This is a genomic window from Myroides sp. DF42-4-2, assembly GCF_030326445.1.
In the GTDB taxonomy this organism is placed as follows: Bacteria; Bacteroidota; Bacteroidia; order Flavobacteriales; family Flavobacteriaceae; genus Flavobacterium.
This window is the reverse complement of sequence record NZ_JACAKI010000004.1, coordinates 139,160-155,773: the sequence shown is the minus strand read 5'-3', so window position 1 is coordinate 155,773 and position 16,614 is coordinate 139,160. Positions and strand designations below refer to the sequence as shown.

Annotated in this window: 13 protein-coding genes; 7 read left to right on the top strand and 6 right to left on the bottom strand. The window is 39.5% G+C overall.

Features of this window, described 5'->3' with window-relative positions; genetic code table 11:
- Positions 1-92 precede the first annotated feature (92 nt).
- On the bottom strand, positions 93-1,403 hold the full coding sequence (locus tag HX062_RS05430; protein WP_182626418.1) for a T6SS phospholipase effector Tle1-like catalytic domain-containing protein: 1,311 nt from the start codon (positions 1,401-1,403) through the stop codon (positions 93-95).
- Between the two features lie 985 nt (positions 1,404-2,388).
- Here HX062_RS05430 and HX062_RS05425 point away from each other — a divergent pair.
- From HX062_RS05425 to HX062_RS05405, 5 genes are all read left to right on the top strand, one after another.
- Positions 2,389-4,032 (top strand): OstA-like protein, encoded by a 1,644-nt coding sequence (locus HX062_RS05425; protein WP_430530044.1) that lies wholly within the window; start codon positions 2,389-2,391, stop codon positions 4,030-4,032.
- Positions 4,033-4,044: 12 nt separating this feature from the next.
- The gene (locus HX062_RS05420; RefSeq protein ID WP_182626417.1) at positions 4,045-5,238 is read left to right on the top strand and encodes an aspartate aminotransferase family protein; all 1,194 of its coding nucleotides are present in this window, start codon (positions 4,045-4,047) and stop codon (positions 5,236-5,238) included.
- Positions 5,239-5,269: 31 nt separating this feature from the next.
- Positions 5,270-6,667 carry a tetratricopeptide repeat protein gene (locus HX062_RS05415; RefSeq protein WP_286466720.1) on the top strand — a complete coding sequence of 466 codons (1,398 nt, stop codon included), beginning with the start codon at positions 5,270-5,272 and terminating at the stop codon, positions 6,665-6,667.
- Positions 6,668-6,720: 53 nt separating this feature from the next.
- Positions 6,721-7,476 carry a shikimate dehydrogenase family protein gene (locus tag HX062_RS05410; RefSeq protein WP_286466719.1) on the top strand — a complete coding sequence of 252 codons (756 nt, stop codon included), beginning with the start codon at positions 6,721-6,723 and terminating at the stop codon, positions 7,474-7,476.
- 137 nt (positions 7,477-7,613) lie between these two features.
- Positions 7,614-9,509: a DUF349 domain-containing protein gene (locus tag HX062_RS05405; protein WP_286466718.1), complete on the top strand. Its 1,896-nt coding sequence runs from the start codon at positions 7,614-7,616 to the stop codon at positions 9,507-9,509.
- A 112-nt stretch (positions 9,510-9,621) separates the two neighbouring features.
- On the opposite strand, the gene HX062_RS05400 is transcribed toward HX062_RS05405, so the two are convergent.
- Entirely contained in the window at positions 9,622-10,824 is a 1,203-nt protein-coding gene (locus HX062_RS05400) for a hypothetical protein (RefSeq protein ID WP_286466717.1), read from the bottom strand.
- 203 nt (positions 10,825-11,027) lie between these two features.
- Here HX062_RS05400 and HX062_RS05395 point away from each other — a divergent pair, with 203 nt between their 5' ends.
- Positions 11,028-11,393: a four helix bundle protein gene (locus HX062_RS05395; RefSeq protein WP_182626412.1), complete on the top strand. Its 366-nt coding sequence runs from the start codon at positions 11,028-11,030 to the stop codon at positions 11,391-11,393.
- Between the two features lie 185 nt (positions 11,394-11,578).
- On the opposite strand, the gene HX062_RS05390 is transcribed toward HX062_RS05395, so the two are convergent.
- Complete coding sequence (locus HX062_RS05390) at positions 11,579-12,310, bottom strand: DUF6796 family protein (protein ID WP_182626411.1); 732 nt, start codon at positions 12,308-12,310, stop codon at positions 11,579-11,581.
- Between the two features lie 28 nt (positions 12,311-12,338).
- Positions 12,339-13,739: an MATE family efflux transporter gene (locus HX062_RS05385; protein ID WP_286466715.1), complete on the bottom strand. Its 1,401-nt coding sequence runs from the start codon at positions 13,737-13,739 to the stop codon at positions 12,339-12,341.
- A gap of 202 nt (positions 13,740-13,941) precedes the next feature.
- Between HX062_RS05385 and HX062_RS05380 the strand changes: the two genes are divergently transcribed.
- Entirely contained in the window at positions 13,942-14,937 is a 996-nt protein-coding gene (locus tag HX062_RS05380) for a helix-turn-helix transcriptional regulator (RefSeq protein ID WP_286466714.1), read from the top strand.
- A 62-nt stretch (positions 14,938-14,999) separates the two neighbouring features.
- Here HX062_RS05380 and HX062_RS05375 read toward each other — a convergent pair whose 3' ends face one another.
- Positions 15,000-15,638 carry a helix-turn-helix domain-containing protein gene (locus HX062_RS05375; protein WP_182626409.1) on the bottom strand — a complete coding sequence of 213 codons (639 nt, stop codon included), beginning with the start codon at positions 15,636-15,638 and terminating at the stop codon, positions 15,000-15,002.
- 351 nt (positions 15,639-15,989) lie between these two features.
- Positions 15,990-16,613, bottom strand: coding sequence for a carbonic anhydrase (locus tag HX062_RS05370; protein WP_182626408.1), 624 nt, complete (start codon positions 16,611-16,613; stop codon positions 15,990-15,992).
- Between the last annotated feature and the right edge of the window lies 1 nt (position 16,614).

Sequence of the window (16,614 nt, the reverse complement as noted above, 5' to 3'; positions counted from 1 at the left end):
AAACCACTTCTTTCGAAGTGGTTTTTTTTTCACATCAACGCATATAAACAACGAATCAATGTACTTGCCCAGTTGCAGATTTACACGAGTAACTACCCGTAAATAACCTTGCGATGCCAGTCTTTATTATTGGGCGCATTGACGTTGATGAGACTCATTCCAAAGGCATTCTCAATAACCTCTAAATTAAAGGAGTCGAAATTCTCATTAGGATGTTCTGCTTTTACACGTTCAATCTCCGCTTTTAAGGCGTCCAAATCAAAGGTATTCTGCGTTAGATTGATATCCGTTGTACTTTCAATTTTTCCGTAATTGGATGAAATATGTGTAGAATAAGCGAGATTTTCATAGTCGTAATTAGGACCGAGATTAGGAGTGCCAGACTGAATATAGGTAAGCAAATCGCTTTTCAATTTGGCCAAACTTGGAGAGAGTTCACTAGGCGTAAAGTCAAAAATTGTCAGATTGGCCGACGTATTGGAATAGGACGCCATCACTTCAAAATACACCTGTGTCATATCAATAGATACGGAATCCCTTCTCGTCAGCAAATTAGCCGCTGCTTCCGTGCCTTCGATAGTCACGTTACTCGCCAGCAATGATTTCCAGATTGAATTTTGAACATCATTTTCAAAGTGGTCTTTCACCGTATTTTGCATGCGTTGCCAATCCGTTAAAAGGCTGTCAGAACTCGCCTTATTAAGGTTGAGAACGAGTCTTTCAGCACCAGCAGTATAACCACCTCCAACATCAGCATGTGCACCAGGAACAAAAATTTCTTTTATATTAGCTGTTGCTACATTGTTTTTGATATTGACCAACTCACTATTGTCTTGCTCGACAAATATACTGGTCAGCGGAAAATAGTATCTTGCCTCATTGATGGCGGTCAAATGTAGAATTTGGTCAATTTTCGCTAGCTCTTCTGTGGTATAATGAATCTTTGGCGAGTCAAAAATGAGGGATACTACCGTATCAAAAATACCTAGAAAACGAATTCTAATATTGGGGTATTCTAGGGCTCTTTTAGCAAAATCACGTGCTAAGGTTGCCCCTCTACTAAAACCGTACACCACTAAATCAATATCATCGGCTTCGTGTAATTTTTGAAAGGCCTTTAAAAAGTTCAATGCTCGTTCCAGTTTATCGCTATACGAATAATCAGTATAACCAATTGGATTGGCCCCTGTTGCTTTGGCCCAATTCGAATCATCCATATTATCGCGTGTTCCAACGCCTTCAATATATATTCGATCGGCTAATACGCAAGCTTCGAAAAGTGAATTAATAGAAGTGAAGTTGCCAAATTTAGTAGCATCACGTCGTGAATTTGTTCGGTTATTCCCTGTGCCATCAAAAAAAATACTTCCTGTAACGCGTTGTTTTGCTTGTTCGTCTTTCATAATAGTTAAAATTTAAGTTGCGCTTGGCCCAGCGCGGTCCTCACCACCTATACAAAGCCAATCTCCTCCACCTGAGGCGAAGCAAACCAAGCCTTACAGATCGCAAAATACTAGACCGAAGCGCTGCATTAGAAATCCACTAAGCCTATATTGCAATAAACCCAGAGAAGTCATGCAAACCAACAACCCTAGCTGCAGTCTAAAGAAGTCATTTGCACCCGTATGAACCCTTGGCTGAATGCGTACACTAGCCAGCGGATTTCTTTCGTTAAAAAATAATTGATGTAGTCTTTCCTAAGGTAAGTAAGCTAGCCTCCTTAGGCTCTTTGAGGAAAAGCCTCAATATGCGTTTAGCATTCAGTCCTTGCTAAATCCAATAAAAGTAAACGGATCCCTCTCATGAAAAAGGACAATCTCCCTTCGAATTTAGCTCTCTGCGTTTTAATCATCATCCGTTTACTGCGGAAAATTCAACAAATTTCATACCACTTTTTGGGGTATGAACTGTAGAAAGTCAAACCACCAACGAACGATCGAAAAACACTTCTCCCTGCTTTTTCCTTGATTTTTGGATGCCTATCCACACTTCCGCCCTAACTTTCTCCATGCTCCCACACCTTCCCCTACTCTATTTTTAGATAGGCTTCGAACTCCCTTTGACAAGACCACCGCAACCCCTTGTAAAACCATAGGTGACGCGAACATCGCTCAAACAAAACCAAAACGACAATAAGCAATCAACCTAAGCAGGTGATATTCGACGATTTTTTAAACGATAGAAAATCCCCCCTTAATGGAGAAAGGTTAGACAAGAAAAGCCAAAATGCTAAGCAAAGGTATTCTCAGGTGTTTTATACCTAGTAAGACGAGGAGTGAATATTCAACGGACACAGAGAAGAACGAAGGATTAGGGATAACCCATAATTTATTCTAAAGGCAAATATAACTTCGTATATTTTGTGTAAATTTGAAAAAAAATATAGACTTGAGAACATTCTATTTCTTTATCCTATTGACGCTAATGGGCTTTTCTAGTTATGGTCAAGATAAAAACAAGATTATTATTCATCATGCAGATTTGTCGGATCGCAATCAAACAGAGCTGCCCGATGCAACGTTGTTAAGGGGAAATATTACAGCAGAACACAACGGAATTATTCTAAACTGTAATACCGCTTATTACTTTGAGAAAGAGAACTACATCAAACTATTGGGTGATGTGAGGATGAATCAAGGTGATACCCTATTCTTGGACAGTAAATATGCCGAATACAATGCCATCAATGGATTTGCGTATGCAGAAGGAGATGTTATCGTGCGTTCGCCAGATTCAACTTTAGAAACTGATACGTTGCGCTTTAATCGCAATGAGAATTTGATTTATTACAATACGCCTGGAACGATTGTCAACAAGGGAAATACCTTAAAAAGTCAATCGGGAAAATACTTTTTAACGGAGAAGAAATTTCAATTTTTCACGGCGGTTACCATTACGACAACACAAGGAACCATTGTCAAGTCCAACCATTTGGACTTTTATGAAGTTCCTGAGCACGCCTATGTATTTGGTCCATCGACCATTACCAATGAAGGCGATTATATCTATACTGAAAATGGGTATTACGACGTCAAGCACGACTTGGGCAAGATGGTCAAGAACTCCTATATATGGTATGATCAGCGGAAGATTGAAGGAGATTCCATCTATTATGATAAGCGCATTGAGTTTGCCTCGGCAACCAATCACGTCCGCGTCACAGACACCATCAACAAATCAAAAATCACAGGGCATTATGCCGAGTTATACAAGCTACAAGACTCGATGTATGTCACTAAAAAGGCCTTGGTCAGCATGTTGACGGAAGAAGGAGATTCCGTTTACTTTAGCGCCAAGCGCATTGTGCTAACGGGTCCAGAAAAAGATCGGATCATCCGCGGTTACCACGATGCACGCATTTTTCGCGACAGCATGAGCGGTAAAGCCGATTCCATCCATTGGAGTGAAAAAGTAGGCTTAACTCAAATGATTGGGCGTCCTGTGCTTTGGAATGGCGATAGTCAAGTAACGGGCGAAGTGATGCATCTTTTGAGCAATCTAGAAACCAAACAAATGGATTCGCTCAAAGTATTAAACAACGCGTTTATCGTTGAGAAAGACACCCTAGGCACCGGTTATAACCAGGTGAAAGGCGTTAACTTATACGGCAAATTTGTAGACAATAAGCTCAGTGAATTAGACTTGGTGAAAAACGCAGAGATGATTTACTATGCCTATAATGAAAAAAATGAATTTATCGGCATTGACAAAGGCATATGCAGCCATATTAACGTGGGCTTTAGCGAAAATGAAATTAGCAGTGTTACGCTATTTGTCTCCCCTGAAAGTCAGCTCTACCCTGATCATATGTTACCCGAGAATGCTCGATTCCTCAAGGATTTTATTTGGAGAGGCGAGGAGAAAATCAATTCGTTAGCCGATATTTTCAGCGAGGAAGAAGTCCAAGATGAAATAGATCAGAAAGAAGAGCGATTGCAAAAACAAAAGGATGCGAATGAGCCGATGGAGATTCAAAAAGAAACATTAGCTCCACAACAACCATCCCCTAAAACCAAATTAGAGAAAAAATAAGGTTGAATAAACATGAAAGAAGATTTTTTTAAATACCAAGCACAGACTTCACCGAATCCGTTGGCCATGGAAATTTCCCACGCTAAGGGTTCCTACATATACGACAAGAACGGAAAAGCATATTTAGACTTCGTAGCGGGTGTTTCTGCCTGTACGTTGGGGCATCAGAACCAAAAGGTCAACGATGCGATTAAAGCACAGCTAGACAAATATTCACACGTTATGGTTTACGGGGAATACATTCAGGACCCTGCTGTAGAATTTTGTAAACTACTAGCCGAGAACATTCCTGCTCCGCTGAATAAAACCTATCTCGTAAATTCTGGTACAGAAGCGACTGAAGGCGCGCTGAAGTTGGCGAAACGCGTAACTGGCAGAAGCCAGTTGATTTCGTGTTTTAACGCTTACCACGGCAATACGATGGGTTCCATGAGTGTAATGGGGTTTGAAGAGCGCAAGAGAGCGTTCCGCCCACTTTTACCCGATGTAGATTTCATCCACTTCAACAGTGTGGAAGACTTGGAAAAGATCACGACGCGTACAGCGGGAATTATTTTGGAAACCATTCAAGGAGGCGCAGGATTTGTGGAGCCATTTGATGGGTTTTTAACTAAAGTAAGAAAGCGCTGTGACGAAGTAGGCGCTTTGATGATTGTCGACGAGATTCAACCAGGATTCGGCCGTACAGGAAAGCTATTTGGCTTTCAGAACTACGACGTTGTTCCAGATGTAATCGTTATGGGTAAAGGTATGGGAGGTGGAATGCCTGTTGGGGCTTTTACTGCTAGCGATGCGCATATGAACCTCTTGTATGACAACCCAAAATTTGGACATATCACCACCTTCGGCGGTCACCCCGTTATTGCTGCTGCGAGTTTAGCAACCCTGAAAGAACTCGTGGAAACCGATATTATGGCACAAACATTGGTGAAAGAACAGCTATTCAGACAGCTACTCGTTCACCCGTTGATCACCGAAATTAGAGGACGAGGATTGATGATCGCTCCCATGACCCCTAGCAGTGATATTACCAACCGCGCCATCGTAAAATGTCAAGAAAAAGGACTAATTTTGTTCTGGCTTCTGTTTGAAGGAAAAGCAATACGCATCACTCCACCGTTAACCATTAGCGAAACGGAAATAAAAGAAGGATGTGCCATCCTATTAGAAGCTTTAGATGAAGTTCAAAAAGAGTTAGGCTTATAGCTTTTTTTAATTAACGCACTAAAACAAAGCAATGGATTTCAATAAAAACGAAGAAGAAGAAAACAATTTATCACTTGCTCGTTTTGAGTCAATGCTCAAAACCAATAAGATCTTGTTTTTCGATTCGGAAGAGTTTGAAAATATCATCCTACATTACCTGGATTCAGGTAAAGTAAACTTGGCCAAAAAAGCGCTAAAATTAGCTTTGGACCAACACCCTACTTCGATTGGATTAAAATTAGTGGAAGTAGAAATATTAATTTTTCAAAATAAATTAGAAGCGGCGGATCGCCTGCTAGATGAAATAGAACACGTAGAGCCTCACAATGACGAGATCTACATTCACAGAGCGAGTATTTACTCCAAAAAAGGCAACCATCTCGAAGCCATTAGCGCTTTAGAAAAAGCGTTGACGATTACCGAAGATTTGGCTGATATCTATTCTCTTTTGGGCATGGAGTATCTCTTTATTGACGAAATTGAAAAAGCAAAACAGAGCTTTATTCTGTGCTTAGACAATGACGATGAAGATCAATCGACTTTGTATAACATCGTGTACTGCTTTGACTTTCTCAATGAAATAGAAGAAGCCATTGACTACTTAAACTCGTTTATCGACAAAAATCCGTATAGTGAAATCGCTTGGCATCAGCTAGGCAGACAATACTATGCGTTGAAGAATTACGAAAAAGCCGTTTGGGCATTCAACTATGCGACCTTAATTGACGAACAGTTTTTGGGCGCTTATTTGGAGAAGGGCAAATCGCTAGAGAAATTACAACAACACCAAGAGGCGATTGACAACTATATGATTACCTTAGAGTTGGACGCACCTTCTTCTTATGTATTATTGCGCATTGGGATTTGCTATGAAGCCCTTAACAATTTTCCTTTGGCTATTCAGTACTACAAGAAAACGGTACACGAAGATCCAATGCTCGACAAAGGATGGATTGCCTTAACAGACATCTACATCAAGGAAAGTCAGTTTGACAAAGCCCTTGTGACCTTGCAAAAAGCCATTCAAATTGATGAATTAAACGAGCGATACTGGGTTCGATACGCTGTGCTCAACCGCAACTTACTCCAATTCAAAGAAGCGGAATTGGGCTATAGAAAAGCGACCGAACTGGGCGAGTATATCTTGGATTACTGGATTGATTGGGCAGATATCTTATACCTTTTGGAGGAATACGAGGACGCCATTGATAAATTGTATCAAATTGAGAGTACACATCCCAATACAGCGGAGATATACTATCGACTAGCCGTTTTTCACCTCGCTAACAACAATAGCGAAGAGGCACTCGTTTGGTTAGAGCAAGGATTGACTACAGATGCAGAAAAAGTTTCGCTTATAGCAAACTTATTTCACACCCAATGGGAAAATCCGATTCTACAACAAGCCATAAAAGATTTCACTAAATAAAAGAACAGCTATTCACTTGTCTGAATAGCTGTTTCATTATAATACCTTGTGTTATGATTAAGAGACAATATGGATTAATTGGCAAAGACATTACTTATTCTTTCTCACAAAATTACTTTAGCGCCAAGTTCAAACAGCTGGGCCTGACAGACAGTGTCTACAGCAACTTTGACCTGGCTAAAATAAGCCAATTTAGCGACCTTCTAGAGCAGCAAGACAACCTAAAAGGGTTGAATGTTACTATTCCCTACAAACAGGCTATTATCCCCTATTTAGACAGTTTATCTAAAAAGGCAAGGCAAATTGGTGCAGTGAACACCATTCGCATTACCAAGAAAAACAAACTAAAAGGGTATAATACCGATTGGTATGGGTTTTATCATTCGCTTAAACCCCTGCTGAAAAAGCAGCATACGCATGCGTTAATTTTGGGTACAGGAGGAGCGAGCAAGGCGGTTGAATTTGCTTTGAAAAAATTGGGGATTACCTATAAGTTTGTGAGCCGAACCAAGCAAGATAATGAGTTTACCTACGAGGACCTCAACCAGGAGATCCTCACCCAATATTCGTTAATCATTAATACGACGCCCTTAGGAACCTTTCCACAAGTAGAGGACAAACCTGCTATTCCCTATGAATTTCTGACCGATCAACACTTGGTGTATGATTTGATCTACAATCCCGAAAAAACCGCCTTCTTGCGCCTTGCAGAAGCCCAAAAAGCCACGATCAAAAACGGAGGGGAAATGTTAGCTCTACAAGCAGAAAAAGCGTATAAAATATGGTCTAAGCGTTTTCAACAAGATTAATTTTGTAAAATCGGGGTTATTTATTACGTATTAATCCGCTTATTTCCTTTTACTTTAGATATTTTTTACTAAATTTGAGAATATAAGAAATATCCTAATCGAGGATTATTGTTGTTAATTATAAGATTTTTATACCTATGTTAGAACACAAGAATGAAAACCTGCACGAGCTAGCAGATGGACAAAATCCGGAATCAACTACCCCGACTTCTGCACACCTTGCTGAACGAGAAAAAGCTCTAGATTCCATTACTGCATCAAATGCTGAGGAAGGCGAAGACAATGACGTGCACGAAAAGAACGACATCGCGATCCTAGATTATGAAAAGCTGGATATGGAACAACTCACGGCAGAGTTGCAAAAACTTATTCAAACCTATAAAATCACCAATATTAAAGATATTGTCGAAGATATTAGAAAAGAGTTCTACCGACAATTCAATGATTTTATAGAAGAGAAAAAAGAAGCATTCTTAGAAGAAAACCCTGAGGCATCTGCTAGTGATTTTGACTATAATTTTCCGTTAAAAGCAACTTTTGACGCTTTGTACAACGACTTCAAGACGAAGAAAAATGCTTATCACAAAGAACTGCAAAATAATTTAACCGCAAACTTAAACAAGCGCTTACATATTATTGATCGCATCAAAGACCTTGTCGATACTAGCGAAAACAAAACCGATGCTCTTAAACTCTTAGGAGATTTGCGCGATGAATGGAAAAATGCAGGGGCTATTCCAAAAGATAAATACAATCACGTTTGGAATAACTATCACTTCCATATCGAGCGTTTTTACGATCAATTACACCTAGATAGAGAGTCTCGAGATCTAGACTTTAAATACAACTTGGATCAAAAGCAAAAGATTATCCAACGCGCAGAAGAATTACTTCAAGAAGATGACGTAATCAAAGCGTTTAGAGAACTTCAAACTTTACACCGTATTTGGAGAGAAGAAATCGGACCAGTAGATCGTGAAATTAGAGAAGAAATATGGGAGAAGTTTAGCGACTTAACCAAACAATTACACGATAAACGCGAGCTGTTATTTGAAAATTTAAGAGAAGGAGAAAAAGAAAACCTAGGCTTAAAAGTTCGAGTGATCAGTCAAATTGATATGTTGTCCAAACAAGATATTACTTCCCATACGCAGTGGCAAAAGGAAATCAAAAAAGTAGAAGACTTGCGCAATCAGTTTTTCTCAATTGGAAAAGTCCCTCAAGAAAACAATGAGGAAGTATGGGCTTTATTCAAATTAGCAACGAGAAACTTCAATGCAAACAAGAATAAATTCTACAAGGACCTCAAAAAAGTACAACAAAAGAATTATAACGAAAAGCAAGCGTTAATCGAAAAAGCCTTAAAGTACAAGGACAGCGAGGACTACGATAAGGTAACGCCAATTATGAAGCAAATTCAAGAGGATTGGAAGAAAATTGGTCATGTGCCAAGAAAGTATTCTGATCAATTGTGGAAGGACTTCAAAGATGCTTGTAATTTTTATTTCGACCGCCTACACGCTGTCCGCAATAACGAGAATCAGGAAGGAAATGAAAACTACAACAAGAAAAAAGAATTCTTAGAGGAGCTTAAATCTTTTGAGTTAGTGGGCGACCATAAAACAGATTTAGAAGCTATCAAAGAGAAAATAAACAGTTGGAAAAGCATTGGAAACGTGCCACACAACAAGCGTTTTATAGAAGGGAAATTCAACAAAATACTGGATGTTTTATTCGATAAATTAAGCTTGAGTAAAAGAGAAGCTGAATCGATGAAGTTTTCAAATCGCTTAGATGATTTAGTAGAAACAAATGACAAGCGCAAGCTACAGCAAGAAGCCCTATTTATTCAACGCAAAATTGAAGAAATACACAGTGGCATCTTACAGCTAGAAAACAACCTAGCTTATGTATCCAACGCAACCAAAGACAATCCTCTAGTAAAAGAAGTGTACAAGAACATCGAAAAGTACAGAGATGAATTGAAAATTTGGGAAGACAAACTACAACAGATTAAAAATCTAGATATGTAAAAACAAAAAGCTGGTTGAATGACCGGCTTTTTTTTGGTTTGTATTGAGAAATGGGAAACTCATTTTCTCATCAGCTCACCCAATCTCACAAAAGCAAAAACAGCGACAACTGTCAACCTTTAAAATACCCTTTGAGGATCCCTCCTACTCCCAAGGGAAGTAAGAGCGAGAACCAAAACAGCGCTATTGCATAGGTTCCACTATCGAGGATTAACAACCTAAGAAATTGTTGGGTTCCTTGTAGTCCCAATACTGCTTCAGTAGAAACAAATCCAACGAACAAGCAGATACATCCCATTTTGGTCCATCTGTTGAGAGCTAATTTGCCTTCTTCTATCAAAAGAGCCACGCCTAAGGCCGTAAATATCCCCAACATATTCAAGTGGATGAATCCGACGATCCAGCTACGTAAACCGCGTAAGGAAGCTGCTAGACTTTCAACGAGGGTGAGGACTTGAACCCCTATTCGAATCGCTAAACAAACGCCAGCAAACAACAGTAAGCCAGCAACCCAGGGCGTTTTTTTACGCTGTTTCACACGAAATTGCAGAAACAATGGTGGGATAAAATACCCTAAAGCAATTGTTTGCAACACCACTCCCACTCCATTGATATAGTACAATACTGGCACTTGGACGAACCAGCTAACAGCTAAAGCATACGTTAAAAGAACGGAGGTAATCCACATAAAGTAAAAGCGATTAAACCGTTGATTATCGATGCCTTGGGGGACAAATTTCGCAAATAGAAGCGCAACAAAAGCAGTAAAAAACCAACCGTCAAACTGAAAGTGTAAGAAAAATTGGATACACAGTTGAAAAAAAGTACCAGATTTCCCCATCATGCCAATGGCGGGTCCTAGAAACCACACCCCTAAAGTGGAAAAAAACATAAAAAACAGGGCTGATTTCACCAAGAGAGCCTCTTGCCTATTGGCGAAAGAGTTACGGGTCCAAAGGCGATAAACAAAGCCATAGGAGCACAAAATATGCAAAGTAGAAAAACAAATCGAAGCAGCTGCATACCCCTGAAAGGGAAAGGTTAGCGCCATTCCGATAACTGATACTTGGGTGATCCAAAACAAACGTCGGTAAAATTGATGTTCCTTGGGGGTATTAGGCGCGAAATACGCTGCGAATAACACATAGACCAATAAGTATAACCAACCGAGTAAGGCAAGATGAGAGTGGGCGTGTAAGACGTACAAAAAAGTGATCCCTTCAATGGGAAAAACAAAAGTGCTCCGCAGTAAAACCCCCAATAAAGCAGCAATTAAAAAATTGAAGAAGAGTATTTTATAGTAGATGGATTTCATGTGTTGCACAATAAGAATAGGTCACACTAAGGTAAGCATCTTCTTGTGGACCTGAAAATTTTAGCAGCCTTTTCTTCTCTCGTTACTAGGGAGAAAATTTGGAATATGCGAAGTGAATAGTGAGTAGTGAGTGGTGAGTGGTGAATAGTGAGTTGAAATTTTTTGGCTTACAATTTGTAATATGATTCCAAAAATTTTAAGCCATGAAAACACATAAAGATTTAGAAGTATGGGTTATGAGTATAAATTACGTGAGTGATATATATAAATTAACCAATAGCTTCCCAAAAACTGAGTTGTATACTTTAACTAGTCAAATAAGAAGAAGTGCAGTATCAATCCCTTCCAATATAGCAGAGGGAAGTGCGAGAGGGAGTTATAAAGAATTTATCCGGTTTTTATACATAGCCTTAGGAAGTTTAACTGAATTAGAAACTCAATTAATAATTGCTACAAATCTAAAGTTAGCTGCAATAGATGACCTGTATTTTAATCAATTGATAACCATTAAAAAAATGATTTTAGGTTTGATAAGATCAATGAAAAATAAAATAGTGAGTGGTGAATAGTGAGTGGTGAATAGTGAGAAGTGAGAAGTGAGTGGTGAATAGTGAGTAGTGAGTAGTGAGTACCACTCACCACTCACCACTTACCACTTACCACTTACCACTTACCACTTACCACTTACCACTTACCACTCACCACTCACCACTTACCACTTACCACTTACCACTTACCACTTACCACTCACCACTTACAACAAAGGAGACTGGTTTTTTGCTCGTTTGTAATAATAGGCAGTAAGTAAAATAAAGAAGATTAGATAAGCGATATTAAATCCTGCGGCACTAATCCACGCTTTTAAAAGTCCGTCGGGCAGCATAATTTTGATGGGTTGTTGGTAGAGGGTAATAAATACGGGAGAAATAAACCCTATCCATTTAGGCAGTACTGTTTTATTGAGAAATACGAGAATCGAAAACAGCAACCACCCCAATAACAACACGACAATAGCCGTTCCCCAGGCGATGTAAAGCACTTGGGTAAACCCGGTAGCCATTTCGATCAAATAGGGATGTGCACTAGGATCTGTGTGATAAATTGCTTTAAACGCTTCTCCTGTATAGTAAAAATCGGCATGTCCTAAAGGCATCAATACCACGCTGATTATCAGGATAAAATAGGTTAACCAGGCGTAAGGTTTAGATTTATCTTTAAAGAATTGAAAGGCTAACCACACCCCGGGCAAGAACAAAAACGCCGACATAGCAGGTAAAAGGGCGCCCCACATCAGGCGTTGAGAAGAGCCTTCGATCATCAGCAAGGCTAAGGTATGATCCAGTTGATCGACATAGGTTTCGGTAAATAATGGATACTTGGCAGGGTCTACGTGAAACCCTACAATGAGGATATCGCCAATAACCCAAAGGATGGACGCGATAATACTCGAAATAAAAGACCATTTAATTTTCGTTGAATCATTCATATTTACAATATTTAAGTTTAAAATAAGTTTAAGATTTGATTTCTTCCGCAGGTATGGGTACAACCATAGGAGATTTGGATAGTAATATCGCTTTGGTTTTGAGTTTTTTTGCACTGCGGATCACGGCGAAGATGACGAGTGCGAAGATGACCCAATCAATCGCGGCGCTTGCCCAATACACACTACTGATTCCATAGATAGGAGGTACAATAAGGAGAATGGGAATATAAAACACCACTTGACGGAGCAGGCTAATTAAGGTAGCGGGTTTAGCATCTTCAATTGAGGGAAACCACACCATCGCCATAAATACAAAGGGCAAAACTAGGAGCACACTCATGTACAAACGGAAATCGAACAATTGTTGGGGTAAAAATGCTACGTTAGGGATCATCACCGCTAGCAAACCTGAAGGAAAGAGCATAACCAAGATCCAAAAGGGCAAAAGAACTGCTAATCCAACGAGGGAGAACAAGCGATAGGCCCGTATGCTTCGATCGTAGTTTTGGGCTCCATAGTTCATTCCTGCTACGGGTTGTAAGGCGCGCATCAAGCCCCAAAGGGGGGTATTCAACAAAATATAGAAACGATTAACCGCGGTATAAAAGGCTATATCTCCATCCGTTCCATAGTTGGCCAACGCATTGAAGGCGACAATATTTTGGATGACGATCATCACCATCATAATAAAACCGGGCATTCCCAAAGCAAATGTTTCTTTTATGATGGAATTGTTGGGCTGTAACGACCAGAATCTCGTTTGGAAAGAAGCTTTTCCGCCAGCATAATACCATATACCTAGAAGGGTGTAGATCAACATGGAACAATTCGTTGCCCAGGCAGCACCTGCAACACCCCAACCAAGGGTGGATATGAACAAGGGTTTTAACGCCAAATCCACTAGAAGCCCAACAGCAATCATCCAGGCTGCAGTTTTCATGCGCCCTTCTGCCCTTACGATCATATTGAGTGCCAAACCGTGAATCCAGAAAAAGCTTCCCAAAATGGTTACTCGAAAATACTCTACACCAAGGGAGAGGATTTCCCCTCGTCCTCCCATCATATACACGAGTTCTTCTGCAAAAATATAACAGGGAATCGTCAAGGCAATTGAAAAAACAAGGGTTAAGTAGTTTACAGATCCCATGGCTTTTTTGAGCTTATCTGTGTCTTTTGCACCAATCCAAATGCTTATAGCCGAACCAATTCCCGTTCCGATTAACGTTCCGAATCCCTGGGCAAATTGCGCTAAGGGATAAGCAACTCCCACAGCAGCCAAGGCTGTATTACTCACTAGATGTCCGACAAATAAGCCATCTAAAAAATTGTTTAAACCGTATAAAACCATAGCTACAATAGCGGGCCAAGCCAATTGTATCATAACTTTGGGTAATTTTCCAGCCAAAATGAGTTCTCTTTGTTTATCCATCCTTATGTAGTTTTAAAATTGTACTAATATGTTCGAATGCAAGCTTCTATTTTCCATTTTCATTTGTGAAACGGGAAAGATAAATTTCTTTATTTATTAAGAATCATTCTAAACAATTGTTATATTTGCGCAAAGGTAATGGCTAACGCTCACCTCTATGTTTCAAATACGGAGTAAAAAATCCGTCAAAAAAAATGATCTTATGGCGATGACGTTGCGTTTGTACGATTTAAAACACAAGCATACTTTAGTAGAGAAAAACTATCCGACCTCTTTTTTTGATTTGGAAGAAGGGGGTATAAAAGAACATACCACTTATTTAGATTCTGTTCTAGGAAAGGGGTTCTACAAGGAAATATACTTTGATGGGGTGCATATTGGTTTTGGAGATGTTCGCCTAGCCAAGGCGTTGCACTTGGGGTTTGAAAGCAATTTTGAAACCATTGAGATGCACTTTACCCTCAAGGGAAAGAGCACGGCTCACACCAGTCAATTTGACAAGGATATTAGTTTTAGTGCCCATTCGCACAATTTGTTATATACAAATGGTTTAGGCGGCAAAATGCAATGGGATGCACAACCTTTTCAGCTGTGTGAAATCAACCTAAGACCTGATTTCTTTACGCGATATTTGCCAGAGGACCACCCGCTTTTTGCTCAATTCCGAAATGCCATTGAAAAGGGAAAATCGAGTTTGCTCCATCCACAACACTACCAAATCAATCATCAGATGTACCAGCTCATCGAACAGATTATCACCTGTGAGAAGAAAGGAATGTTTAAGCGGTTGTTTCTAGAAGCTAAAGTCATCGAACTATTGCTCTTGCAACTAGAGCAATTCTATGGGGACGAACCCTATAAAGGATCGTTAAAGCAAACCGACATCGATAGGATATATGCCGTTCGAGATTATATGATGCAAAATTTAGACAGTACCCAATCATTACTTGGCCTTGCCCATCAGGTGGGAACCAATGATTTTATATTAAAAAAGGGCTTTAAAGAACTATTTGGCACGACGGTATTTGCTTTTTGGGCACATGAAAAAATGGAACATGCCAAGGACTTACTCTCGGATGAAGTCCTAACGATAAGTGAGGTTTCCGAGCGCATTGGCTACAAGAATCAGCGCCATTTCTCTACTGCATTTAAAAAGAAATACGGTTTTTCACCGCGTGAAATCCAAAAAGGCCAATAGGATAGCCTGAAAAGTAAAAAAAGGATAGCTGCACCTGTGCAAATATCCTTAAAATCAAACTTTTATATTTTTGATAAATTCTTCACATGGGGCAAGAAAATACCGCGTATACAAAACACTTCGCGAATCTCGTCCTCTCGGAGGGTTAAGCTTTCAAAAGCCTCGTTGTCTGCTACAAACAACAGCGTATTGGCTTCCGTTTTGCGCTTAAAACGATAGCATAAAATACCGCGATTTTCAACGACTAATACATATATATTCCACGGTTTCATCTCGGAGAGTTCTATTCTTTTAGACAGCAAATAAGAACTAACTTTGATGGTGGGAAACATGTGCTCCACACCTAGTTGAAACGCGATATCTACCGCTTCTTCTGTGGGAAATACACAACAAGGCGAACTCGCCAAGCATTTATCCGGATTCATAAAATACTCTATATGATGATCTACCGAAATCATTTTTACGATCCGATCCTCTAAATCAACGTTATACACTGAATTGGGATGAATCAAAAACACCTCATTTAAGTCGATCTTATACTTGGTGCAAACCTCAATGATTTTATCATAACGCACCATAGCTCTAATTTTCCAAGACGACAACGTATTGGGTTTTATCTCTAATAAATTAGCGAGCTCTAAATCCGTTTTTAACCCAAGTAAATGTTTTAATCTACTGATTACATCATTTGCATCTAACATAGTTTTGCTTTTTACTATTCAACCATTTGTACGATTTTTTCAATTCTCACAGCTTTGCTTTTAGGTATACGAATCAAAAAGGCGGTTTTACTAAACAAAAGCCTTGATTGTACTATACAAACGCAATTACTGAGATTCAAGTGCAACTACCAATACAGAATCCCTATTTATTTAACATGTGAACACTTCCGTTAAAAGTACAAATAAATCGCATATATTCACTTAAATATGTATAAATATTCTCAATATAAGATTTACTTCTGTTTTTATATCGTTTGTTGTAAGTGATAAGAAAACTAAAAAAGCCCCTAAGGAGGGGCTTTTTTGTAGCGTGTGATAGGCTATTTAATCCTAACAAATCAATTCTACTTTTCCGCTTACTACATCGTAATAGCCACCGACTACGCCAATTTGTCCCTCGGCAATTAGTTTAGTTAAAGAGGGGCTGATTTGTTGTAGTTGTTCTACGATAGTGCGTACATTTTCTTTTGTTACTAATTCGATGAGCTCTGTTTGCGAAATAGCTGTGTCTTTGTGCTGTTCTTTCACTTTATCCACCACGGGGTGAATGCGCTCCAAAATGGTGTCGAGTTTTCCCAAGCTCGTGTGGTTGCAAGCGCCTGTTATCGCACCACAACGGCTGTGGCCTAATACAAAGATAAGTTTACTCCCTACGACATTACAAGCGTATTCCATACTGCCAATTACCTCGTCTGTCAATACATTTCCGGCAATTCTCAGGCTAAAAATGTCTCCAATCCCCTGATCGAGAACATGTTCTAAAGGAGCTCGACTATCCATACAGCTCAAAATCACGGCATGTGGATGTTGTCCGTCTTTTGTTTCTTGCAATTGGTGCAGGAAATTTCGGTTGTATTTTAAGTTGTTAACGAAGCGATTGTTGCCTTCTAACAAGAGGTCTAAACTTTGTGCTGGTGTAGTATTTGCTAATATTTCTTTTGTAAATGAGTTCATC